Source organism: Humitalea rosea (assembly GCF_003253705.1).
Classification (GTDB): domain Bacteria; phylum Pseudomonadota; class Alphaproteobacteria; order Acetobacterales; family Acetobacteraceae; genus Humitalea; species Humitalea rosea.
Genome location: NZ_QKYU01000043.1, coordinates 1 through 22,472, shown reverse-complemented (window position 1 = coordinate 22,472; position 22,472 = coordinate 1). Strand labels below are relative to the sequence as shown.

20 protein-coding genes and 3 pseudogenes are annotated in these 22,472 nt (G+C 68.3%); 9 read left to right on the top strand and 14 right to left on the bottom strand.

Features of this window, described 5'->3' with window-relative positions; translation table 11 throughout:
* Positions 1–130 (bottom strand): annotated as a pseudogene (locus tag C8P66_RS24595) (IS5/IS1182 family transposase); the annotation flags it as partial.
* On the opposite strand from C8P66_RS24595, the pseudogene C8P66_RS24590 reads away from it, so the two are divergent.
* A pseudogene (locus C8P66_RS24590) lies at positions 127–264 on the top strand (IS630 family transposase); the annotation flags it as partial. The pseudogenes C8P66_RS24595 and C8P66_RS24590 overlap by 4 nt on opposite strands.
* A 7-nt stretch (positions 265–271) precedes the next feature.
* On the opposite strand, the gene C8P66_RS22435 reads toward C8P66_RS24590, so the two are convergent.
* The 9 genes from C8P66_RS22435 to C8P66_RS22395 all read right to left on the bottom strand — a co-directional run bounded on the left by C8P66_RS22435 (position 272) and on the right by C8P66_RS22395 (position 12,398).
* A complete protein-coding gene (locus C8P66_RS22435) occupies positions 272–1,636 on the bottom strand; it encodes an LLM class flavin-dependent oxidoreductase (protein WP_111400522.1) in 1,365 nt (454 codons plus the stop codon).
* 39 nt (positions 1,637–1,675) lie between these two features.
* Positions 1,676–3,601 (bottom strand): dipeptide ABC transporter ATP-binding protein, encoded by a 1,926-nt coding sequence (locus C8P66_RS22430; RefSeq protein WP_111400521.1) that lies wholly within the window; start codon positions 3,599–3,601, stop codon positions 1,676–1,678.
* A complete protein-coding gene (locus tag C8P66_RS22425) occupies positions 3,598–4,455 on the bottom strand; it encodes an ABC transporter permease (protein ID WP_158537355.1) in 858 nt (285 codons plus the stop codon). The genes C8P66_RS22430 and C8P66_RS22425 overlap by 4 nt, the downstream gene beginning before the upstream one ends.
* A 5-nt stretch (positions 4,456–4,460) precedes the next feature.
* Positions 4,461–5,408, bottom strand: coding sequence for an ABC transporter permease (locus C8P66_RS22420; RefSeq protein ID WP_111400519.1), 948 nt, complete (start codon positions 5,406–5,408; stop codon positions 4,461–4,463).
* 40 nt (positions 5,409–5,448) lie between these two features.
* On the bottom strand, positions 5,449–7,011 hold the full coding sequence (locus tag C8P66_RS22415) for an ABC transporter substrate-binding protein (RefSeq protein WP_111400518.1): 1,563 nt from the start codon (positions 7,009–7,011) through the stop codon (positions 5,449–5,451).
* A gap of 288 nt (positions 7,012–7,299) precedes the next feature.
* Positions 7,300–8,340, bottom strand: coding sequence for an LLM class flavin-dependent oxidoreductase (locus C8P66_RS22410; protein WP_158537354.1), 1,041 nt, complete (start codon positions 8,338–8,340; stop codon positions 7,300–7,302).
* 5 nt (positions 8,341–8,345) lie between these two features.
* Positions 8,346–9,647 carry an LLM class flavin-dependent oxidoreductase gene (locus C8P66_RS22405; RefSeq protein ID WP_111400516.1) on the bottom strand — a complete coding sequence of 434 codons (1,302 nt, stop codon included), beginning with the start codon at positions 9,645–9,647 and terminating at the stop codon, positions 8,346–8,348.
* Entirely contained in the window at positions 9,644–11,029 is a 1,386-nt protein-coding gene (locus C8P66_RS22400; RefSeq protein ID WP_211314243.1) for an LLM class flavin-dependent oxidoreductase, read from the bottom strand. Before C8P66_RS22400 ends, C8P66_RS22405 begins: the two co-directional genes overlap by 4 nt.
* 25 nt (positions 11,030–11,054) lie before the next feature.
* Positions 11,055–12,398, bottom strand: coding sequence for an LLM class flavin-dependent oxidoreductase (locus C8P66_RS22395; protein ID WP_211314242.1), 1,344 nt, complete (start codon positions 12,396–12,398; stop codon positions 11,055–11,057).
* Positions 12,399–12,697: 299 nt separating this feature from the next.
* On the opposite strand from C8P66_RS22395, the gene C8P66_RS22390 reads away from it, so the two are divergent.
* From C8P66_RS22390 to C8P66_RS22380, 3 genes are all read left to right on the top strand, one after another.
* Entirely contained in the window at positions 12,698–13,453 is a 756-nt protein-coding gene (locus C8P66_RS22390) for an IclR family transcriptional regulator (RefSeq protein WP_245903745.1), read from the top strand.
* Between the two features lie 162 nt (positions 13,454–13,615).
* Positions 13,616–14,872, top strand: coding sequence for an NAD(P)/FAD-dependent oxidoreductase (locus C8P66_RS22385; protein WP_111400525.1), 1,257 nt, complete (start codon positions 13,616–13,618; stop codon positions 14,870–14,872).
* 114 nt (positions 14,873–14,986) lie between these two features.
* Positions 14,987–16,039, top strand: a complete 1,053-nt coding sequence (locus C8P66_RS22380; protein ID WP_158537353.1) for an LLM class flavin-dependent oxidoreductase — start codon at positions 14,987–14,989, stop codon at positions 16,037–16,039.
* 20 nt (positions 16,040–16,059) lie between these two features.
* Here the strand turns inward: C8P66_RS22380 and C8P66_RS22375 are convergent, their stop codons facing one another.
* Positions 16,060–16,812, bottom strand: a complete 753-nt coding sequence (locus tag C8P66_RS22375) for an aspartate/glutamate racemase family protein (protein ID WP_111400511.1) — start codon at positions 16,810–16,812, stop codon at positions 16,060–16,062.
* 120 nt (positions 16,813–16,932) lie between these two features.
* Here C8P66_RS22375 and C8P66_RS22370 point away from each other — a divergent pair, with 120 nt between their 5' ends.
* The 5 genes from C8P66_RS22370 (at position 16,933) to C8P66_RS22350 (ending at position 21,487) form a co-directional block, all read left to right on the top strand.
* Entirely contained in the window at positions 16,933–17,619 is a 687-nt protein-coding gene (locus C8P66_RS22370; protein WP_111400510.1) for a GntR family transcriptional regulator, read from the top strand.
* Between the two features lie 328 nt (positions 17,620–17,947).
* Complete coding sequence (locus C8P66_RS22365; protein ID WP_245903744.1) at positions 17,948–19,096, top strand: NAD(P)/FAD-dependent oxidoreductase; 1,149 nt, start codon at positions 17,948–17,950, stop codon at positions 19,094–19,096.
* A 13-nt stretch (positions 19,097–19,109) separates the two neighbouring features.
* The gene (locus tag C8P66_RS22360; RefSeq protein WP_245903743.1) at positions 19,110–19,373 is read left to right on the top strand and encodes a (2Fe-2S)-binding protein; all 264 of its coding nucleotides are present in this window, start codon (positions 19,110–19,112) and stop codon (positions 19,371–19,373) included.
* Positions 19,370–20,800, top strand: a complete 1,431-nt coding sequence (locus tag C8P66_RS22355) for an FAD/NAD(P)-dependent oxidoreductase (protein WP_245903742.1) — start codon at positions 19,370–19,372, stop codon at positions 20,798–20,800. The genes C8P66_RS22360 and C8P66_RS22355 overlap by 4 nt, the downstream gene beginning before the upstream one ends.
* A gap of 381 nt (positions 20,801–21,181) precedes the next feature.
* Positions 21,182–21,487, top strand: a complete 306-nt coding sequence (locus C8P66_RS22350) for a recombinase family protein (protein ID WP_245903741.1) — start codon at positions 21,182–21,184, stop codon at positions 21,485–21,487.
* Positions 21,488–21,510: 23 nt separating this feature from the next.
* Here the strand turns inward: C8P66_RS22350 and C8P66_RS22345 are convergent, their stop codons facing one another.
* The 3 genes and pseudogenes from C8P66_RS22345 to C8P66_RS22335 form a co-directional block, all read right to left on the bottom strand.
* Entirely contained in the window at positions 21,511–22,122 is a 612-nt protein-coding gene (locus C8P66_RS22345) for a plasmid pRiA4b ORF-3 family protein (RefSeq protein WP_111400507.1), read from the bottom strand.
* Entirely contained in the window at positions 22,109–22,318 is a 210-nt protein-coding gene (locus tag C8P66_RS24585) for an IS66 family transposase (RefSeq protein ID WP_245903740.1), read from the bottom strand. The genes C8P66_RS22345 and C8P66_RS24585 overlap by 14 nt, the downstream gene beginning before the upstream one ends.
* Before the next feature lie 46 nt (positions 22,319–22,364).
* Positions 22,365–22,472: pseudogene (locus C8P66_RS22335) on the bottom strand (IS5/IS1182 family transposase); the annotation flags it as partial.

Below are 22,472 nucleotides of genomic sequence, written 5' to 3'. Positions count from 1 at the left end.
CCTCGACCAGCAGGGCGGCGCCTTTGTGGTCGTTCATCTGCCCTTCGGACAGCAGCATGATGATGGGCCGTCCCTGGCCATCACAGACGGCGTGGGGCTTGGAGTTCAGCCCGCCCTTGGTGCGGCCGCTGGAAGCGCCACCAGCACCGCATCGATCCTGCCCGCTTGGTGTTCGTGGACGAAACCTGGGCCAAGACCAACATGATCCGAACCCCTGGCTATGCTCCGCGAGGTCAGCGCCCTGTGGCTCGCGTGCCGCACGGCCAGCGGGCTATTCCGCCGCGCTGCGGGCAGCCCCCTCGCGCGCTGCCACATAGCGGTTCACATGTGGCTTCAGACCCAGATTCTCGCGCAGCGTCGCACCTTCATAAGCGGTACGGAGGCGGCCGCGACGTTGCAATTCCGGGGTGACCAGCTCGACGAAATCCTCGCACCCCGCCGGCAGATGCGTCGGCGTGATGTTGAAGCCATCGGCGGCGCCGGTATCGATCCAGTCCTCCATCACATCGGCGATGTCAGTAGCGGTGCCGATGACGCAGAAGCCGCCAGCGCCGACCTGCTGCTGGCACAATTCGCGGATCGTCCAATTGTTGGCGCGCACCCGCGCCATGATGCGCGCCACGCCGCTGCGCACCTGCGCCTCGATCTGCGGCTCCGGCACCGGCCCATCCAGCGGGAAGCCCGACAGGTCGCCCAGCTCGTTATAGACGCGGGCCAGCCCGACCAGCGGATCGACCAGGGCCTGCAATTCGTCGAACTTCGCCTGCGCCTCGGCGCGCGTGCGGCCGACCACGGGACGCAATGCCGGCATGATCTTCAGATCGTCCCGCTCGCGCCCGTATTTCGCCATGCGCCCCTTCACATCGCCATAATAGGCCCGCGCCGCGGCAATGGTGTCCTGCGCCGCGTAGACCACATCGGCGGAACGCGCGGCGATCTCGCGCCCCGGCTCAGAGGCGCCGGCCTGCACCAGGATCGGCCGCCCCTGCGGCATGGAGGCGACGTTGAGCGGCCCCAGCACCTGAAAATGCACACCGCGATGCTCCAGCAGATGCATCTTGCCGGGGTTGTAGAAGACGCTGTGCGCCTTGTCGTAGACGAAGGCATCCGGCTCCCAACTGTCCCAAAGACCGGTGACGACCTCGACGAATTCGACCGCGCGCTCATAGCGTGTGTCGTAGTCGAGATGCTTGGCGCGGTTGAAGTTGCGCGCCTCGGCATCGGACCAGGAGGTGACGATGTTCCAGCCGGCGCGGCCGCCGCTGATCAGGTCCAGCGTCGCGAATTTGCGGGCGATATGGTAGGGCTCGTTGTAGGTGGTGGAGGCGGTGGTGACGAGGCCGATGCGGCTGGTCAGCGCCGCCAGCGCCGGCAGCAGCGTCATCGGCTCCATCTCGACGATCTCATATCCGGAGCGCTCCAGCGAACCGCGTGGCTCGTCCTTCTCGCGGATGCCGATGCCATCGGCGAAGAAGATCATGTCGAACAACCCGCGCTCGGCGGTCTGCGCGTTGCGCACGTAATGCTCGAAGCGCAGCGTGCCATCCGCCGGCACGCCGGGATGGCGCCAGGCGGCGGCATGGTAGCCGAGCCCGCGCATCGACATCCCAAGCTTCATCTGACGCTTCGCTGTCATCGCTCCTGCCTCTTCCTGCGTGGCCCGTCTGCAACGCCGCTACGCATCGATCATCCCGTCGGCCGTGCGCAGCCGGCCTGCCGTGCCGTCGCGCAGCCGCTTCGGCTCCAAGGTCGGGATCGCGGCGATCAATGCCTGGGTATAGGGGTGCTGCGGCGCGCCGAAGACCTGGGCCGGTGTGCCCGCCTCCACGATGCGGCCGTGCCGCATGATGGCGACGCGATGCGCGATGTGCCGGACCACTCCGAGGTCATGCGAGATGAACAAATAGGAGGTGCCGTGCCGTTGCTGCAGGTCGCGCAGCTGGTTCAGGATTGCCGCCTGCACCGAGATGTCGAGTGCTGAGGTGGGCTCGTCGCAGACCACCAGCCGGGGATCGCCGGCGAAGGCGCGGGCGATCGAGACGCGCTGCTTCTCGCCGCCCGACATCTCATGCGGATAGCGTTCGAGGTAACGCTCGCCGAGCTTGGTCGCCTCCAGCAGCGCGACGACGCGGGCGCGCAGCGCCGCACCCCGCGCGATGCCGCCATAGAGCTGCAGCGGCCGGCCGACAATGCGCTCCACCGTCCAATGCGGGTTGAGCGCGGCATCCGGGTTCTGGAAGATGAACTGCAGCGCGCGCTGCTGCGGCCGCGTGCGCTGCTGCACCAGCGGCGACAGTACCTGGTTCTCGAGCCGGATGTCGCCGCGATCCGGCCGCAGCAGCCCGGCGACGCAGCGCGCCAGCGTCGACTTGCCGGAGCCGCTTTCGCCGACCACAGCCAGCGTCTGGCCCGGCGCAATGTCGAGCGTGACGTCATCGACCGCGCGCACCGGCGTGCGGCGACGCAGGAACGGCAGCGCCAGCATCGGCGCCCGGCCGAAACTGCGCTCGATGCCGACGATCTGAAGCAGCGGCCGACCGCCGTCCGCCTTGGCGGGGAGGGGCGCGTCGCTCGCGGTGGCCGGCGCAACGGCGGGCAGCAGGCGCTCGAGCCGGTCGCGCTCATGGCAGCGGCTGTCATGGCCGGTGCCGACGGGCTCCAACGTCGGCATCACAGCGTGGCAGATATCCTGCACCGCGGCGCAGCGCGGCGCGAAGACGCAGCCCGGCGGCACCACCCGCAGATCCGGCAGGCGGCCGGGAATATCGACCAGCCTGTCGGCCGCGCGGTCGATCGTCGGCAGCGCGTTCATCAGGCCGATGGTGTAGGGGTGGCGCGGGGCGCGCAGGACCTGGGCGGTGCTGCCTTCCTCGACCAACTGCCCGGCATAGAGCACGCCAACGCGGTCACAAACCTGCGCGACGACGCCCATGTTGTGGCTGATGAACAGCACCGCGACGCCGAGCGCGTGGCGCAGATCGTTGATCAGGTCGAGGATCACCGCCTCGGTCGTCACGTCGAGCCCGGTGGTGGGCTCGTCCATCACCAGCAATTCGGGGTCGCAGGCCAAGGCCATGGCGATGACGACGCGCTGCTGCTGGCCGCCGGAAAGCTGATGCGGATAGCGATGCGCGATCTCCGCCGGCAGCGGCAGCTGCACCTGTCCGAGCAATGCCACGCTGCGCGCCCAGGCGGAGGCGCGGTCGCCGCGGCGATGCTGGCGGATCACCTCGGCGATTTGCTCGCCGACGCGGATCGCCGGGTTCAGCGCGCTCATCGGGTCCTGGTAGATCATCGAGACGACGCGGCCGCGTATCCCCGCCAGCGTCTGCGGCGACATCGCCATCACGTCCTGGCCATTCAGCAGGATGCGGCCGCTGACCGTCCCGGCCGGAACGTGGCGCAGCACGGCATAGGCGATGGTGCTCTTGCCCGAGCCGGATTCGCCGATGAGCCCATAGGCCTCGCCGGGCGCGATGCGGAAGGAGACGTCACGCACCGCCTTCAGCCCCTGCGGGCCGGCGCCATAGGTGATCGACAGGCCGGTGACGTCCAGCGTCGCCGGCTCGGGCGACATCGCCAGCATCGGCTCGGCGTTCATCGCGGCCGGCCGCCGCCCGGGGTGGCGACGGAGCGGCGCAATCTTTCGCCGACCAGCAAGGTGCCGATCGAGACCACGGCGATCGCGAGCGACGGAAAGACCGGCAACCACCAGGCGAGTTCGATGAACTGCTGGCCATCGCGCACCATCAGCCCCCAGGCCGGCGTCGGCGGGGTGACGCCGATGCCGAGATAGGCGAGCGAGGCGGAAAGTAGGATCGCGGCGGTGACCCGCAACGAGAAATCCACGACGATGATCATCAGCACATTGGGCAGCAGTTCGCGCGCCAGGATGAACAGCCGCGTCTCGCCCCGCGACCGCGCGGCGTCGATGAACTCGCGCGTCGCCAGATCGAGCACCACGGAACGCACCAACCGTGCCGAACGCGGCCAGAACACCAGGGCGATGGCGATCACGACGTTCATCGCATCAGGCCCCAGCATGACCACGACCAGCATCGCCAGGATCAGCCCGGGGAAGGACATCAGTGTGTCCATCACCCGCATCACCGCCTCGTCCACCGCACCGCCGACGTAGCCGGCGACCAGCCCGGTGCTGGTGCCGAGCAGCACGCCCAGCGCCGCGGCGGCGAGCGCCACCAGCAGCGTCGGCCTGGTGCCGGCGATGATGCGGCTGAAGATGTCGCGGCCGAATTCATCGGTGCCGAAGGGAAACGCCGGGCTAGGTCCCTCCAGCGAATGCAGCGGATCAAAGGCCAGCGCCGAGCGCGGCGCGATCTGCGGCCCGAACAGGATCAACAGCACCATCAGCAGCACGAAGCCGAGGCAGGCGATGCCGGCTGCATCGAGCCGGCGCCAGCGGCGCGAGGTCACGAGGACGAGCGATTGGGACATCGCCATCAGCCCCGCAGCCGCGGGTTCAGCAGCAGCGCCGCGACATCGGCCAGCAGGTTGCCGATACCATAGGCGGCCGCGACCACCAGAACGCCGGCCTGGATCGTCGGGATGTCGCGGTAGCTCACCGCATTGGTCATCATCTGCCCGAGCCCGGCATAGGAGAATAGCGTCTCGACAACGACGAGGCCGCCGATCACGTAGCCGCAATACATGCCAATCTCGGTGACGGTCGGCGGCAGCACGTTCGGCAGCGCGTGCTTCAGCACCACCTTCCATCGCGGCAGCCCCTTCAGCGTGGCGGTACGGACATAGGGGCTGCCCAACGCCTGGATCATGCCGGCTCGCGTCACCTGGCTGATCACCGCCAGCATGCCGATGACCAGCACGCCGACCGGCAGCACCAGCGCCTCCGGCCGGTTCAGGGGATTCTCGTTCGGGTCCATCAGGCTCGATCCCGGCAGCAGCGGCAGCCAGATGCTGAAGCAGAGGATCGCCAGCAGCCCAATGACATATTCCGGCATCGCATGGGCGCCGACCGCGAAGCTGCTGATGGCACGGTCCAGCAGATGGCCCGGCCGCAACGCCGCCAGCACGCCGAGCGCGATCGACAGCGGCGCCGCGATGCCGAGGGTGATCAGCCCGAGGATCGCCGAATTGCCCAGCCGCCCGAGCAGCATCGGGGCGATCGGCTGGCCATGCTGCAACGAGCGGCCGAAGTCGCCGTGCAGCACGCCGCCAACCCATTCGAGGTAGCGCGCATCCAAGGGCCGATCGAGACCCATCCGCTCGCGCACCGCTTCGACCATCTCCGGCGATGCCATGTCGCCGAGCACGGCGGTGGCGACATCGCCGGGCAGGACGTTGACGATGCCGAAGGTCAGCACCGACACCGCCACGAGCACCAGCACCAACATGACGCAGCGGCGCAGGATGAAGGTTAGGGCGATCATCGGCAGGCTCCCTGCTGCACGCCGCGGCGCCCCGCGGGCATCACGCGCTCAACCAGATGCCCCGCATCTCCACCGTGCCGAAACGCGGCGGCACGAACCCCTGCACCTTGTCGGTGGACATGCCGAGGTAGTTGCGGAAATACGGGATCAGCCGATCGGCGCTGCTGTTCAACGCGCGCATCACCTCCTTGGTGACCGCCTTGCGCTTTTCCAGATCGACCTCGGCGATCATCGCATCCAGCTTGGCATCCAGCCCCGGCGAGGATTCGATCTTGCTGTAATTGTACAGCGACTGGCTGTGATAGATGCGGTGCACTGCATCGAACAGCGTCGCCGATCCGCTCCAGTAGGAGGTGTAGAGCGGCTTCTTGCGCGAAACGTTGGCGGCGTATTCGGTATAGGGGATGTCTCGCACACGCAGCGTGACGCCGATCTGCGATGCCGCCTGCGAGAAGGCCAGCACCATCTTCGGCGCCGGCTGCCGATCCGAGCTTGTGAAGAAGTCGAGCTCGATCGGACCGACGCCGGATTCCTCGATCAGCCGCTTGGCCCGCGGCAGGTCCTGCTCGCTCTGCGTCATCTCCGGCAGATAGATGCTGCCGGCGGGCAGCGGCACGTCATTGCCGACGGCGCCCTGGCCGAACAGCACCGAGGCGACGGTCGCCTTGCGGTCGAGGATGTAGCGGAACGCCTCGCGCACCTTCAGATTGTCGAAGGGCGCCATGTTCCCCATGATGTTGATGGCGTGGTAGTCGCCCGTGACCTCGGAATAGGCCTTGAAGCCGCGCGCCCTGCTCATCGCGAGATACATCTCGACCGGGATCTGCGTCAGCAGGTCGACCTGCCCACCGCGCAGCGCCGCCTGCATCGACACGGATTCGCGGATGAACACCATGCGCACCCCGTCGAGATGCACCACGTCGGGGTTCCAGTAGTTCGGATTGCGCTCGACGGTCAGGCTGCTGCCCGGCTGAAACTCCTTGAACACGAAGGGACCGGTGCCGTTCGGCGTGTTGCGCAAATCATCGATGCCGGCGGCGGGCAGGATGCGCGCCTGGCGGAAGGCAAGCTGCACCGGAAATTCGCCGAAGGGCACGCGCAGCACGAAGCGCACGGCATGCGGGCCCTCGGCCGTGATCGACGCCACTGGGCCGAAAGCGCCCGAGCCGACGCCGGAGCGCGCCGGGTCCATCGCGCGTTCGACGGTGGCCACCACATCAGCCGAAGTGAAGGCGACGCCGCTGTGGAAGCGCACGCCTTCGCGCAACGTCACCAGCCACTCCAGCCCGCCCTTCTCCGGCGTCCAGGCCGTGGCGAGCATCGGCACCGGCTGGGTGTCGGCATCGAGCGAGACCAGATTGTCATAGACCATCTGGCTGTACTCCATTCCGGAGAAGGAGTTGGTCATCTGCGGGTCGAGCGTGTCCGGCGGATCGGGCCGGCAGAAGCGGAGCACGCCGCCCTTGCGCGGCGCGCCCACGGGCACCTGCGCATGGCCGCTGCGCGGCAGCAGGCCGCTCGCGACGCCCAGCGCGCCGGCGCCAAGCAGGGTCCGGCGCGACAGGCCGGGGATCATCAGATCGTCGAATTCAGAACGGCTCATCCGGCTGCATCTCCCCGCATTGCGATTGCGACACGGATCAGGGGTTACAACGTGGGCGCCAGACCTTGTGGCGCAGGGTGATCGCCGCCTCCCGCGACCGCGCCTGCAAACGAGCGCGTATGGCGATATTAGGTATCGTTTTTCCCCACGATGCGACTCGATTCTGCGGAGATATGGCAAGAAATGCACCCCGTTTTGGCATTCGCGGGAGAACACATCGAATCGAGCCTAGCTTGTCACCAACCTGCACGTTTGAAAGGCGGTGACCGTGACCGGTGGCTTGCCGGATCAGGCGACGGCTTGCGCAGCCTGCTCGGCGTAGCGGCTGGGCGCGTGCCCAAGGCCAAGCATGTCGCGCAGCGTTGCACCCAGCGGCGACGGCTGCCACGCGCCATGCCGCTGCAAGACCGGTATGACGCCGGCGGCGAAGGCCTCGATCGCATCCGCGGTGTCCGGCAAATGGATGATGAAGCCATCCGCCGCGCCGCTGTCGAACCATTCGCAGAGCGTTCCGGCGATCGCCTCCGGCGTGCCGAGGACCGGCAGCGGCCCCGGGCCGGAGGGTAGCGCGGTCGGCGTCCGGCCGAGGATCGGCAGGATGCCCGGCAGCATCCGCAGCGCCGCCGGCGCCCGTCCGGCCTGCTCCAGGCGGCGCGACATGACGGCGCGCTCACCTTGCGCCGCCCTCAGATCGGCGGGCAGACCATGCAGGATCTCCCCCTGCCCTGCCGCAAGCTGTTCGGCGAGCGCCGAGCCGCCGGCGATCAGCAGCGGCAGCAGCCCCTGCGGCGGGCGCGCCGTGTCGAGCGGCCCGCGCACCTTGAAGGCGGCACCCTGGTGGTCGAGCCAGTGGAACTTGGCGCGGTCGAAATAGAGGCCGCTCGCCTTGTCGCGGATAAAGGCGTCGTCGTCCCAGCTGTCCCACAGGGCCGCCACCACGCCGGCGAATTCGGCGGCGACCGCATGCGCCGTCGCCACATCGGCGAGCGGCAGGTTGCCGAACTTGCTGGCCAGCGCGGCATCGGCCACGGGCTGCAGCATCCACCCCATCCGGCCACGGCTGATATGGTCGATCGAGGCGAGCCGGCGCGCCAGGTTGTAGGGCCGGTGATAGGGCGCGGCGCAGGATGGGATCAGCCCGATGCGCTGGGTCGTCGCCGCGAGCGCCGCGGCCATGGTGATCGGGTCCAGCCCTGGCCGGTCGGTCAGCCAAAGGAAGTCGAAGCCGCAGCCTTCGGCCATCTGCGCCGAGGCCAGCATGTTGCGGAATTTGGTGACGCCGCCCGGCCCTGACAGCGCGAGGCCGAGCGTCATGCGCCGGGACGTCACGCCGCTCACGCGCCGGCCGCCGGCATCGGCAGCGGCATGGCACGTTGCTGCGTCTGGTGCAGCCCGAGATGGTCGCTCAACGTGTTGCCCTCGTAGCGCGTGCGGAACAGGCCGCGGCGTTGCAGCTCCGGCACCACCAGCTCGACGAAATCCTCGGCATCGACCGGGATGCAGGGTGGCTGGATATTGAAGCCGTCGGCGGCGCCGGTGGTGAACCATTCCTCCATCACATCAGCCACCATGGTCGGCGTGCCGACCACGCCGAGATGCCAGAAGCCGCCGGAGACGAGCTCGTAGAGCTGCCGGATGCTGAGGTTCTCGCGCCGCACCTTGTCCAATGCGATGTCGATGAACTCGCTCTTGCGACCACCCGGCATCGGCAGCTCCGGCACCGGCCCGTCGAGGTCATAGCCGGTATAATCGGGAAAGCTGCTCACCGTGAGCAGGCCGAGGCCCAGCCGCGGCTCGATCAGCTCCTGCATGCGGTCGAACTTGTCCTGTGCTTCCTGTTTCGTGCGGCCGATGAAGGCCATGATGCCGGGCATCATCTTCAGCTCGTCGGGCGAGCGGCCGTATTTCGCGAGCCGCCCCTTCACCGAGGCATAATAGGCGCGTGCCGTCTCGATCGTCGGCTGGCCGCCATAGACGACATCGGCCGAGCGCGCCGCCAACTCCTCGGCATTGTCCGAGGTGCCGGCGGTGAAGATCGGAATGCGGCGCTGCGGCCCAGGGGCCATGTCGAGCGAGCCGCGCAGCCGGAAATGCGGCCCCGCGTGATCCAGCGTGCCGCCATCCTCGAGCCCGCGCAGCACCGCGGCGAATTCGGCGGCGCGGGCATGGCGCGTGTCGGAATCATGCAGCTTGTCGAGGCCGAAATTGCGCGCCTCGTCGATGCTGAAGCCGGTGACCATGTTCCACCCGGCCCGGCCGCCGCTGATATGATCGAGGGTGCAGAGCGTGCGCGTGAGGTTGTACGGCTCGTTGTAGGTCGCCGATGCCGTGGGCACCAACCCGACATGGCGCGTGACCGCGGCCAGTGCCGCGAGCAGCGCCGTCGGCTCATGCTTGACGATCTGGTGTTCCATGTCGCGCGCGATGGCCGGCCGGTCGAGGTCGCGCACCGCCGAGGAATCGGCCAGGAAGATCAGGTCGAACAACCCGCGCTCGGCGAGCTTCGCGCAATGCACGAAATGGCGGAAATCCATGTTGCCATCGGCAGGCACGCCGGGATGGCGCCAGGCGGCGTAATGGTAGCCGAGATTGGCGATCGACAGGCCAAGGCTGAGCTGTCGCTTGGTGCTGCTCATTCTGCGGCCTCCGTCAGGCGTGTGGCGTAGCGGCTGGGCGGCCGCTTCAGGCCGAGGTTTTCACGCAGCGTGCGGCCTTCATATTCCGTGCGGAACAGGCCGCGGCGCTGCAGTTCGGGAATCACCAGATCGACGAAATCCTCGCCGCCGCCGGGCAGATAGGGCGGCTGAACGTTGAAGCCATCCGCGGCACCGGTGGTGAACCACTCTTCCATCATGTCAGCGATCAGCTTCGGCGTGCCGATCACGCCGAGGCTCCAAAAGCCGCAGAGCGCGACATCGAAAAGCTGGCGCAAGGTCAGCTTCTCATCGCGCGCGCGCCGCATCAGCGCGAGCGTCAACTCCGGCTCGCGCCCACCCAGCTTCTCGGAGCCGAGGAACTCGTCGCGCATGGTGAGGTCCGGGATCGGCTCGTCCAGCGGATGGCCGGTCAGATCGGGGAAGTGGTTGACAATAAGCTGGCCGATGCCGACCTCGACCGGCATCGCCCGTTGCATCAGGGCGAACTTGTCCTCCGCCTCGCTCTGCGTGCGGCCGACATAGCATTGGATGCCTGGCAGCATCAGCAACTCATCCGGGGTGCGGCCATATTTCGCGAGCCTGCCCTTGACCGAGCTGTAATAGGCGCGGGCGGCCTCGACGTTGGGCTGGCCGCCGTAGCACATGTCGGCGATCTCGGCCGCGAGGTCCTGCGAATTCTCGGAGGTGCCGGCGGTGATGATCGGCAGGAAGCCCTGCGGCGGGCGGGCAGCGTCGAGCGGCCCACGCACCCGGAAATGCTTCCCCACGTGGTCGAGCACATGCACCTTGTCGCGGTCGAAGTAGCGGCCGGATTGCTTGTCCCGGATAAAAGCGTCGTCGTCCCAACTGTCCCACAATCCGCGCATCACGCTGACGAATTCGCGCGCGCGTTCGTGCCGGGTGTTGGAATCGAGCGGCTTGTCGAGGCCGAAATTGCGTGCCTCGTCGAGACCATGGCTGGTCACCATGTTCCAGGCGGCGCGGCCGCCGCTGATATGATCGAGCGCCGCCATGCGGCGGGCGAAGTTGAACGGGTGCCAATAGGTGGTGCTGGCGGTCGGCATCAGCCCGACATGGCTGGTCACCGCCGCCACCGCGGCCATGGCCAGCGTCGGATCGACCTTGACCTGCGCCTGCTCGCGATCGCGCGCGATGCGGCGGTCATCGACATTGAGGATCGAGGACCAGTCGGCAAGAAACAGAAAATCCATCTTACCGCGCTCGGCAATCCGCGCCGCGCGCACATGGTGCTGGATCGAGGTGGCGCTCAGCGCATCGACCTCGGGGTGGCACCAGGCCGAGTAGTGATAGCCCGCCGAAGCGACCGACAGACCGAGCTTCATCATCCGCCTTGCGGTCATCCGCGTGCTCCTCCTGCCATGCGCATCACTCGCCCGCCTGCCGCAGGCGGGATGCGTCGTAGCGGCTGACGGCCGGCGGCAGGCCAAGCCGGTCGCGCAGCATCGGCGTCTCATATTCGGTGCGGAACAGGCCGCGACGCTGCAGTTCCGGCACCACCAGCTCGACGAAATCCGCGGCACTGCCCGGCAGATAGGGCGCCTGGATGTTGAAGCCGTCGGCGGCGCCAGTGCTGAACCATTCCTCCATGGTGTCGGCGATGTCCGCGGCGGTGCCGACCTTGCCGAGATGCCAGAAGCCGCCGGCCACCACCTCATAGGTCTGCCGGATGGTCAGATTCTCGCGCCGCACCTTCTCTAAGAGAGCGTCGGAGAACATGTCGTAGCGGCCGCGCGACAGTTCCACCTCCGGCATCGGACCATCGAGGTCGTGGCCGCGCAGGTCGGGGAAATTGTGCAGCCGCAGCATGCCAAGGCCGACCTCCGGCTGGATCAGCGATTGCAGTTGCTCGAACTTGTCCTGCGCCTCCTGCCGGGTGCGGCCGACGAAGGGCATGATCCCTGCCAGCACCTTCAACGAGTCCGGCGCCCGCCCGTATTTGGCGAGCCTGCCCTTGACCGCGGCGTAGTAAGCGCGGCCGACATCGAGATTGGGCGCCGCGGCATAGACGGCATCGGCGATCTCGGCGGTGAACTCATTCGCCTGATCGGAATAGCCGGCAGTGATGATCGGGAGATGACGCTGCGGCGGCGTTGCCACGTCGAGCGGGCCACGTACCTTGAAGTGCTTGCCACGATGTTCGAGGAAATGCATCTTCGCACGGTCAAAATAGATCCCGGTCTCGCGGTCGCGCGGGAAGGCGCCGTTATCCCAGCTGTCGAACAGTCCGTTGGTTACATCGACGAACTCGCGTGCGCGCTCATGCCGCAGGTCGGAACCGGGCACGGCGTCGAAGCCGTAGTTGCGCGCCTCATCGCCGCTGAAGCCGGTGACGAGGTTCCAGCCGGCGCGACCGCCGGAAATATGGTCCAGCGTCGCCAGCGAACGAGCCAGGTTGAACGGCTCGTTGTAGGTGGTCGAGGCGGTGGCGACGAGGCCGATCCGTTCAGTGACCATCGCCAGGGCGCAGAGCAGCGCCAGCGGTTCGTTCTTCACCTGCTCATGCTCGCGGTCGCGCGCCACGGCGGGGTCGTCGAGGTTCCGCACCGCGGCGGAATCGGCGAGGAACAGGAAGTCGAACTTGCCACGCTCGGCGATGCGCGCGCAGTCCGCGGCATGGCGAAAGTCCAGCGTCCCATCCGCCGGCACCTCCGGCAGGCGCCAGCAGCCCTGATGGTAGCCAAGGGCGTGAATCGGTAGGCCCAGGATCATCTGCCGTCGCATCGCTCGCCTCGTCTGGCCGATCGGCCATGCTGCACTGCAATGCTGCGGCAGCCTCGGCGGCATTTCAATCATTTTATCGGGTATCGCCTTTAGGTATCTCAATGCGATATAATGGGCGCCGCTGGCACTCCCCGCCCGGCCCCCGACCACCTGTCTCTTGCGCAGCCGGCTCAAAGGCTGCGATCACCCTGCCCGCCAGATCACCCCAACATCAGAAAATGAATCCCTTGCGAAGCTCAGCCACGCCCCCGCAAGACGGGCCCGCGACGTCCGAATACCATCCACCCGTGCATGACCCGATGCGGGTGCAATCGGTGGAGAAGGCGTTTCGCGTGCTCGGCGCCTTCGACGCGATGCGGCCGTCACTCAGCCTGACGCAGCTGGCCGCCGCGATCGAGCTCGACAAAAGCGCGACGCAGCGCTTCGCTCATACGCTGACGATGCTGGGCTATCTGAGCAAGGATCCCACCACCAAGCGCTTCGCGCTGACCGTCAAGACGCTGGATCTCGGTTACCGCTTCATCCGCACCAATGCGCTGGTGGAACGCGCGCGGCCCTATCTGCTGCACATCAGCAACACGACCGAGGAGACGGTGAACCTGACGGTGCTCGACGGGGCGGAGGTGGTGTTCGTCTCGCGCATGGCCGGCCGGCACGTGATCAATGCCGACATCGTCGTCGGCATGCGGTCGCCCGCCTATTGCAGCGCCCCCGGCATCGCGATGCTGGCGCGGCTGCCGCCGGAGGAGGCGGTCGCCATCCTCGACTCCACCGAGCGCCACCCGATCACGCCGAATACGGTGTGGCGGATGGATGGTCTGCGCGACAAGCTGCGGCTCACCGCCGCACGTGGCTATGCGACGGCCTTCGAGGAGATGCACCACGGCGACCTCTCCGTCGCCGCCGCCATCGTCGATGCGCATGGCCGGCCGATCGGCGCGATCAACATCGCCACGCTGCGGTCCCGCACCACGCCGGAGGCGGCTGAGCAGACCTACATGCCGATGGTGGTGGACGCCGCCCGGGCGATCTCACGCAGCTGAGGCCGCGCGGAGGCGCCTGCCGCGCGACTGCCAGCAGGCGTTTCACGCCGAGACCTAGGTGGCGTGAGGCGCTGGCCCCGGCCTGACTTGCCCGGCAGCGTCGGGGCCCCGCAAGCTGGGGTCGAAGCAGGGACCTCGATTCGACCCATGGATGAACTGGGAATGCCGGCGAAGCGCGTGCTGGTGATCGGCGCCGGCATCGTCGGGCTCGCCATGGCCTGGCGGCTGCGGCTCGGCGGCGCCGAGGTGACGGTGGTGGACCCGGAGCCCCCGGGTGAGGGCGGCGCCAGCTTCGGCAATGCCGGGGCGATCAGCAGCAGTTCGGTGGTGCCGCTGGCCATGCCCGGCGTGCTGCGCCAAGTGCCGCAAATGCTGTTCGACCCAGCCGCGCCGCTGCATGTCCCGGCGGATTACTGGCTGCGCGCCGCACCCTGGCTGCTGCGCTTCCTGGCCGCGGCGCGGCCGGGGGTGGTCGCCAGGACCGCCTCGGCGCTGGCGATGCTGCAGCATCTGGCGACCGAACAGCATATCGCTTTGGCGCAGGAGATCGGGGCGCCGGAGCTGATCCAGACGCGCGGCCACCTCTACCTCTACCGCAACCAGGCGCAGATGAAGAAGGACATGGCTGGCTGGACCCTGCGGCGGGCGCATGGCGCGCGGGTGGAGATGCTGGAGCGTGAGGATTTGCTCGGGCTGGAGCCCGCCATCGCGCCCGCCTACACCAAAGGCGTCTTCCTGCCCGACCATGCCCATTGCGCCTCACCGCTGCGCTATGGGAGGGCGGTGGCGACAGCCTTCGTGGCCCGGGGCGGCAAGATCCGGCGCGATCGCATCACCGCCATCCTCACCACCGATGGCAAGGCGACCGGCGCGCAAGGCGAGGCGCAGGAGTACACCGCCGATGCCGTGGTGGTGGCCGCCGGCGCCTGGTCGGCGAAGCTGCTCGCCCCGCTCGGCTACCGCATCCCGCTGGAGGCGCAGCGCGGCTACCACATCGACCTGCCCGCCACCGGGATCAACGTCAGCCGCCCGGTCATCCCGGCCGACCGCAAGGTCTTCATCACGCCGATGGAGGGCGCGCTGCGCATCGCCGGCACGGTGGAATTCGGCGGGCTGACCCGCGCCCCGAACCCCACGCGGGCCAAGCTGCTCTACGCGGATCTGGCCGCCGTCTTCCCCGACGCCAACCCCGCGGGGGCGAAGGGCTTCTGGATGGGCCACCGCCCCTGCCTGCCGGATTCCGTGCCGGTGCTCGGCCCGTCGCGCCGCATCGGAGGGCTGTGGTTCGCCTTCGGGCATGGACATCTCGGCCTGACCGGATCGGCGCCCACGGCGCAGCTGCTGGCGCCGGCGATCCTGGGCCAAGCCACCAATGCCGACCTCTCGCCCTTCGCGGCGGAGCGTTTTACCGGGGCCTGAGTCGGGAAATCGTAAGACAATAATTTTGGTATTGTTGACAATCCCTGCCGCGCGATCGCAGTCTTTCCTCGGCGCACCGGCCCGGCCGCGCGCCCGAGGCAGGAGACCGGTGCGGTGCGCTTCAGCAACTTCCTATTCCCCGAAAGCCGCAGCCCCGCGACCGACGGCGCCATCCTCGATGAGGTGATGCAGGAGATACGCCTCTCCGAGCATCTGAATTTTGATGCGGTCTGGCTGGGCGAACACCATTTCGACGGCAATTGCTGCTACGTCGATCCGATCACCTTTTCCGCCGCGGTCGCGATGGCGACCAGCCGCATCCGCATCGGCTATGCGGTGGCGCAGACCTCGCTGCACCATCCCATCCGCCTGGCGGAACAGCTCGCGTTGATCGACCACCTCAGCAAGGGGCGGCTGATCGTTGGGCTCGGGCGTGGCACCAACTACAATGTCTATGACTACGAAGGTTTTGGGATCGATCCCGCCGAGGCCCAGGCGCGATTCGAGGAAGCCGAGGACATCATGCTGCGCGCCTGGACCGGCGAGCCGCTCGATCACGATGGCCGCTTCTGGCAGCTGAAGGTCCCGGCGCTGCGCCCGGGCTGCTACACTAGGCCGCATCCCTTCGTGATCCGCTCGGCCTCGGGCGAGGCCTCGATGGTGGCGCTCGCGAAGCAGGCGCGGCCTTTCCTGATGAGCGTGCAGACCAATGCGGTGACGCGGCAGCGGCTTTCGCTCTATCGCCAGACCATGGCCGGGGCCGGGGCCGATGAGGCAGGGATCGCCAAGGTGCTCGACCAGTGCTGGGCTTGGCGCAATGTGTACGTCGCCGGGACCGATGCCGAGGCCGAGGCGGTCGGCATCCCCGCCTTCATCGCCATGCATGAACAGCGCGCCGCGATGCGCAACCGCATCGCGCAGGAACGCGCCGTCGGCATGGGCCAGGAACGGCCCGGCATGGGCAATCGCATCGACCCCGCGCAGGGGCTGGTCTGCGGCTCGCCGGCCACCGTCGCCGAGCAGATGAGCGAGCTGGCGGAGACCGGGATCGGTGGCGTGATCATCACCTTCCGCCTCGGCGCCATGCCCTATGAGGTGGCGTCGGAAAGCATCCGCCTGTTCATGTCGAAGGTCGTGCCGCAGATGGCCCGTCCCCTGGCCGCCTGACGCCGTGCCCTCCGCTGCGCTCAGGCCCCGTTGAAGCGGCGCGGTCGCAGCCCGGCATGGAACCATTCGACCAGCGTCACGATGTCATAGACCGGCAGGTTGAAGGTTGCTTCCAGCGTCGCCGAATAGGGCGGCAGGTTGGTGCATTCCAGCACGAGCGCGCCAACCTCGGGGTGGTCGCGCAGCAGGGCAGCGGCGGCGGCCACCACCTCCGCCTCATGCTCGGCATGGCTGACGACGGCGGCCGAGGTTTGTTGGTTGCGCCGGAAGATGCCGTCCGGCGGGATGCCGACGATGGGCAGGTCGGTCGGCGCGCCGACCGCGCGGAAATGCGCCGGCGTCAGCGAGGCCTTGTCCATGGTGACCACGCCGACGCGCTTTCCGGCCGGCAGCATGCTCTGCACCAGCGGGATCTGCAGCAGGGCGGAGGTTGCGACCGGCACCGGGCAATGCGCGACCATCTGCGGATGCAGCAGCGCCAGGAAGCCGCAGCTTGTGGTGATGCCATCCACACCCAGCGCCACCAGGTCATCCGCTGCGCGGGCGAAGAGCTGGAACACGTCGTCGTCGAGCGTCGGGCGCACGATGCGGTCCGGGGTGGCGCCATGGACGACAGCGTATTGCACCGGAAAGGGCCAGCTTGTGCCATTGCCGACATCGCCGGGCAGACGCTGAAACTTCGTGTCCAGCACAAGGATGCCGATGCGCACGCCATGCACGGCGCGCCGCCGCGGCGCCAGGATCAGGGACGCGGTTGGCGACGGAGCGGACATGGCGAAACCCTTCGTCGGATCGCGACATGATTTCGCGGCATCGGCACCGAGTCAATCGAATCGCGCGTCGCGAAAAGGCCGGATCTTCCGAGCATTCGGGGAAGGCGCTAGGCTGGCGGCATGGTGGAAGCGACAATGGACCGGGACAGCGCCGCCGTCGCGGGCGAGGGCATGGTCGGCCGCATCCGCCGCCAGATCGAGGCCATGATCATCGATGGCAGGCTCGCCTCGGGCGAGCATCTGGTGGAGAGCGCCCTGGCGCAGCGCTTCGGCACCAGCCGCGGCATGATCCGCGAAGCCTGTCGCGGGCTGGTGGAGGCCGGGCTGCTCGTCACCTTCCCCAATCGCGGGGTTTTCGTGCGCGAGATCTCGCTGCGCGATGCTGTGGAGCTTTACGATGTCCGCGCCGCCCTGGCGCGTCTGGCGGGCGAGACCCTGGCCGCGCGCATCACGCCACCGCAATTGGCCGAGCTGCAGGCAATGATCGATGCGATGGGGGCGGCCTGCGATGCCATGGATCTTGAGGCGTTCCAACGGGTCAATGCCGCCTTCCACGATCGCATCATCGCATTGTCGGGCAACCGGCGCCTGCAGCTGATCCAGGATGCCTTGGCCAAGGAGCTGAGCATCCTGCGTCGTCGCGGGATCATGGGCAGCGGCGACATCCGTTCGGCCAATGCCGAGCATCGTGGAATTCACGCGGCCCTGGCCCAGGGCGATGCCGAAGAAGCGGGCCGCCGTCTGGAGCGCCACATACACCACAGCAAGCTGCGCTTCCTGGAAGCCATGAGCCGCGCCGCCCCCTGATCCGGCCGCGTGCCGGCGCCTGCGCCCCCCAAGCTGCGAGACAGGGACACGAGGACATGCCGCGCATCAGGGCCACGACCGTCGTGACGAAAACCGGATCCACGGATCGCGCGCCGTCCAACGGGCATCCGGGCAAATGGTGGCAGCCAAATCGTCACCGGCGCATTGTCCTGCGCCAGGAATGCCAGCAGGATATGCAACGCGCCTTGGTCGCGGCGTGCCTCGCCGGTGCCGACACAGGTTTCGCCGACCGCGGGAGGTGGTGTTGCAACCCAGTCCTGACCCATTCGTCCCGCATGCGGCGGCGGCCGATCCTGGTGTCGGGGAGGTGAACGCAACGGATCTCGGCACCGCCGGGATCGCGGTCATCGGCGGCGGCGTGGTCGGCGCGGCCATCGCCTATGGGCTCACACGCCAGGGCGAGGACGTCTGCATGCTGGATGAGGCCGACATCGCCCATCGTGCCTCACGCGCGAATTTCGCGCTGGTCTGGGTGCAAGGCAAAGGCTGGCTGCCGGCGCAGGATCGGGCGGAGCCGGATTACGCGATCCTCACGCGAAGTTCGGCCGCGGCCTGGCAGGATTTCGCCGCGGAACTGGAAGCGCAATCGCATGTCGCGGTGCATTTCGCAGGGCCTGGCGGCTTCAACCTCGCGCTTTCCGACGACGCACTGGAGCAGCGCCGCATCATGCTCCAAAGGCTCGATGCCACGCCCGGCGTCGGCAGTTCGGGGTTCGAGGTGCTGGGGCGCAACGCGCTCATGAAGATCCTGCCCGATATCGGGCCGGATGTGGTGGGCGGCATCTTCTGTCCGCTCGATGGCCATGTGAATTCGCCGAAGCTGCTGCATGCGCTGCATGTGGCGTCGCAGCGGCTGGGTCTGCGCTTCCTCGCCGGGGCGGCGGTGCGGGAGATCGTGCCGGTCACGCGGGGATTTCGCCTGGCCACGGCCGCCGGCACGCTGACCGCGCGGCGCATCGTCATCAGCGCCGGCCTCGGTTCCGAAAGGCTGGCGGCGATGGTCGGGCTGCATGCTCCGGTCCGGCCCATCAAGGGCACCATCATGGTGACCGAGAAGCTGGCGCCCTTCCTGCATCATCCGATCACGAACCTGCGCCAGACCAATGAGGGCGGGGTGATGCTCGGCGGTTCGACCGAGGATGTCGGCTATGACGACTCGGTCGGCATCGGCATCAGCGGCGCGCTGGCGGCGCGGGCGGTGCAGATGTTCCCGCGGCTGGCTTCGGCCAGCATCGTGCGGGTCTGGTCCGGCCTGCGGGTCATGTCGCCCGATGGGCTGCCGGTCTACGAGGAATCCGCCCGCCACCCCGGTGCCTTCGTCTGCCTCTGCCACAGCGGCGTCACCTTGGCGGCGGCGCATGCCCTGATGCTGGCGCCGATGCTGTCGGCGGGCCGGATCGGTGCGCCCTTTGCCAGCTTCAAGACCGCGAGGTTCGATGTTCCGGCGCCTGTCTGACACTGGGGAGGCGATGCTCCCCTTCACCCTCGATGGCCTGCCCGCCGAGGGCCGCGCCGGTGACACCGTCGCCGCGGCCTTGCTGGCGCTTGGCCATCTCGCCTGCCGGCATTCGGCGGTCGGCGGCGTGGAGCGGGGGCCGTATTGCATGATGGGCCTGTGCTTCGACTGCCTTGTCGAGATCGACGGCCAAGGCAACCGGCAAGGCTGCCTGACGCTGCTCCGGCCCGGCATGGCGATCCGTCTTCAGCCCGGTCGTCGGGCCTTGGGGCAGTGACCCTGCTGCAGGACATCGGCGCGCTCGCGGAGATCTACGATGTCGCCATCGTCGGCGCCGGGCCGGCCGGCATGGCCGCCGCGGTCACCGCACGCGCGCAGGGCCTCTCCGTCGTCGTGCTGGACCGCGGCTTCGCTGCCGGGGGGCAGATCTATCGCGGCCTGGGCAATTCGCCCCTGGCCGGGCGCCGCGACCTGCTCGGGCCCGACTACTGGAAGGGCGAGGCGCTGCTCGACGACTTCCTCGGCTGTGGCGCCGATGCGTTGCACCAGGCCAGCGTCTGGTACCTCGATGCCTCGCGGTGCCTGGGCGTGTCGCAGGGCGGTGCCGCGCGCATCATCGCGCCGCGTCATGTCATCCTGGCGACCGGGGCGATGGAGCGGCCGATGCCGATCCCGGGCTGGGACCTGCCGGGGGTGATGACGGCGGGGGCGGCGCAGATCCTGCTCAAGACCTCGGCGCTGGTCGCCAGCGATGCGGTGCTGGTCGGCGACGGGCCGCTGCTCTGGCTGCTGGCGGCGCAATATCTCGCCGCCGGCGTGCCGCCCAAGGCGCTGATCACCACGACGCCGCGCCGGCGGCTGGCGCAGGTGGCGGGCGCGATCCCGGGCTTCCTGGCCTCGCCCTATGCCGCCAAGGGGCTGGCGCTGCTGTGGCGCGTGCGCCGGCAGGTGAGGGTGCTGGATGGCAGCGGCGGGGTGGAAATCCGCCAGCACGCCGGCAGGCTGCAGGTGCGGCACCATGGCGGCGCAGAGGAGATCGGCGCCGACCACGTGCTGCTGCACCAGGGTGTGGTGCCGGAGGTCAATCTGGCCCGCGCGGCGGGCTGCCCGATGGTCTGGCAGGCGACGTCCGGCTGCTGGGCGCCGCAGGTCGATGCCTGGGGCAACACCGGCCTGACCGGGATTGCCGTCGCCGGCGACGGCGCCGGGATACGCGGGGCCGAGGCGGCGGCCGTGGCGGGGCGGCTGGCTGCGCGGGAAGCCACCCGTGCCTTGGGCGTGATCACCGGGGCGGTGCGGGATGCGCAATCCGCAGCCGACATCCGCGCCTTGCGGCGGCTGCAGCGCGGCCGGGATTTCCTTGACCGGCTCTTTGCGCCGAGCCCGTCACAAAGAGCCGGCAGCCCCGAGGCCATGGCCTGCCGCTGCGAGGAGGTCACCGGCGCCACGCTGCGCCGCGCGGTCGCCGAGACCAGGGCGGCGGGGCCGAACCAGCTCAAGGCCTATACGCGCTGCGGCATGGGCCCCTGCCAGGGCCGCCTCTGCGGCCTGACGGTGGGTGAGGTGCTGGCGCAGCATCAGGGGCGCTCACCCGCGGAGGTCGGCTATTTCCGGCTGCGGCCGCCGGTATTCCCGCTCTCCCTGGCGGAGATGGCGAGCATGCCGACGCTGGAGGAAGAGGAGGGGCGCGCCAACCGGCCGTGACGGTCGCCAAGCTTAGGACCCATTAAATAGCTTGCCCCTGGGCACCAAAGGCGGGCCTCTCAGCCTCCGCGGCCTGGCCGCAATTGTCGAATGTCGCACAAAGGCTTGGCTTGGGAGGGCCTCCGGACCCCATATGGCCAGGAAATGGCTACGGTCGTCCGCGGCACGACGGTCACCCGAGGCGGCGTTCGATGCGGCTGAGGTTCTCGGACATAGCCCAGCCGTGTCTCTCAAGCACTACGCCGAGGCCAATGGGCTTCACGCGGCGAGGCGGTATGGTAACCGGATCAGCAAGCTTCGCCGCCAGACAGCCGCGTGGGCTGACCGGATCTTCGCGGAATCGGAGAATCCAGGCTTGAATGGCAATGAGGAGCCGTTCGCATGATGCATCCCATCCTCCCTCCGGCCATCGCCTCCCGCTGCATTCGAGTTGGCCTATACGCCCGCTACTCTTCGGAGCAGCAGCGTAACGCCTCGATCGAGGATCAGGTCCGGATTTGCCGTGCCCGGGCCGAGCGCGAGGGCTTGCAGGTGGTGGAGGTCTATGTTGACCACGCGATGTCCGGCGCCAGCTCGCACCGGCCGGGCTACCAGGTGCTGCTCGGGGCCATGGCGGCTGGGCAGATCGATGCCGTGCTCTCCGAAAGCCTGGACCGTCGTATCCATTCGGCGAGAACCACGGCGTGATGGCGGCGGCGGTCTGCTGTAGGTCAGGGTGCTGGCTTGGTGGCTCGCGTCCGCGCTGCGTTACGGCGCTTGGCGATCCTGCCGAGGGATATCCGGACCTGCGTCTCGTCGATGACCTTGGGGTCGTAGTCGTCGAGCCACGCCTTGATCTCATCGTATTCGGGGTGGCTGGGGTCTGCGGCAATGTCGAGCTTGTCGTAGAACCCGGGTATGCCGCCGCAATCTTCCGGTGGCGCATTGCCTTCACCTCCGACGTAGCACGGGTAGCCGACGCCGGCCTCTCCCTGGCGGATGTTGGTCAGGATCAGCCGGTGCTCCCAGTCGTCGCCGAAGTCGTAGACGTAGGTCATGTTGGTCCGGCGCGGTGTCAGCACCTCACGCAGGCGGACCTTAGCGGCCATGAGGCGCGGTTCGGTGCCCCAGTCCTCGTCCATCGGCAGGCCGAACCGCCGCTTGCCGATGGTGAATTCCCACAGGTGCTGGTCGAACCACCCCATGGCGGCCTGGAGGACATCGTGCAGGACCTTCAGCGTGATGGAGGTCGGCACCTCGACCTGGCGCCAGATCGGCGGATCGCTGCCCTGAAGTTCGATCCGCAGGGTGCAAATCTCATTGACGCTGTCAGTCGCGGACATCGCGCCCCTCCCGCTCAGGCGGCCAGTCTGGCAGCCCCTTTCTTCCATTTCCAGGGCAGCAATTCCTCCAGCCGCGAGGCCGGGTGGTCAGCGATTCGATCCATCGCACCGCCTCGGCGGCCAGCGGCGCGCGGGCGACCTCGGCCAGATTGAACAGCTTGCGCCGGCCATGCGCCCAACAGGCGGCCTCCGTCACCGGGCCTGGCCTGGCCTGCGCCCCGCCACCTAGGTGGTGTGGACACTTATCTCGGCCAAAGGATGGTTGCGGCGAGGGTAACGACGCTGAGGTAGTTCCTGGCGGTTTTCTCGTAGCGGGTTGCCACGCGGCGAAACTGTTTGAGCTTGGAGAA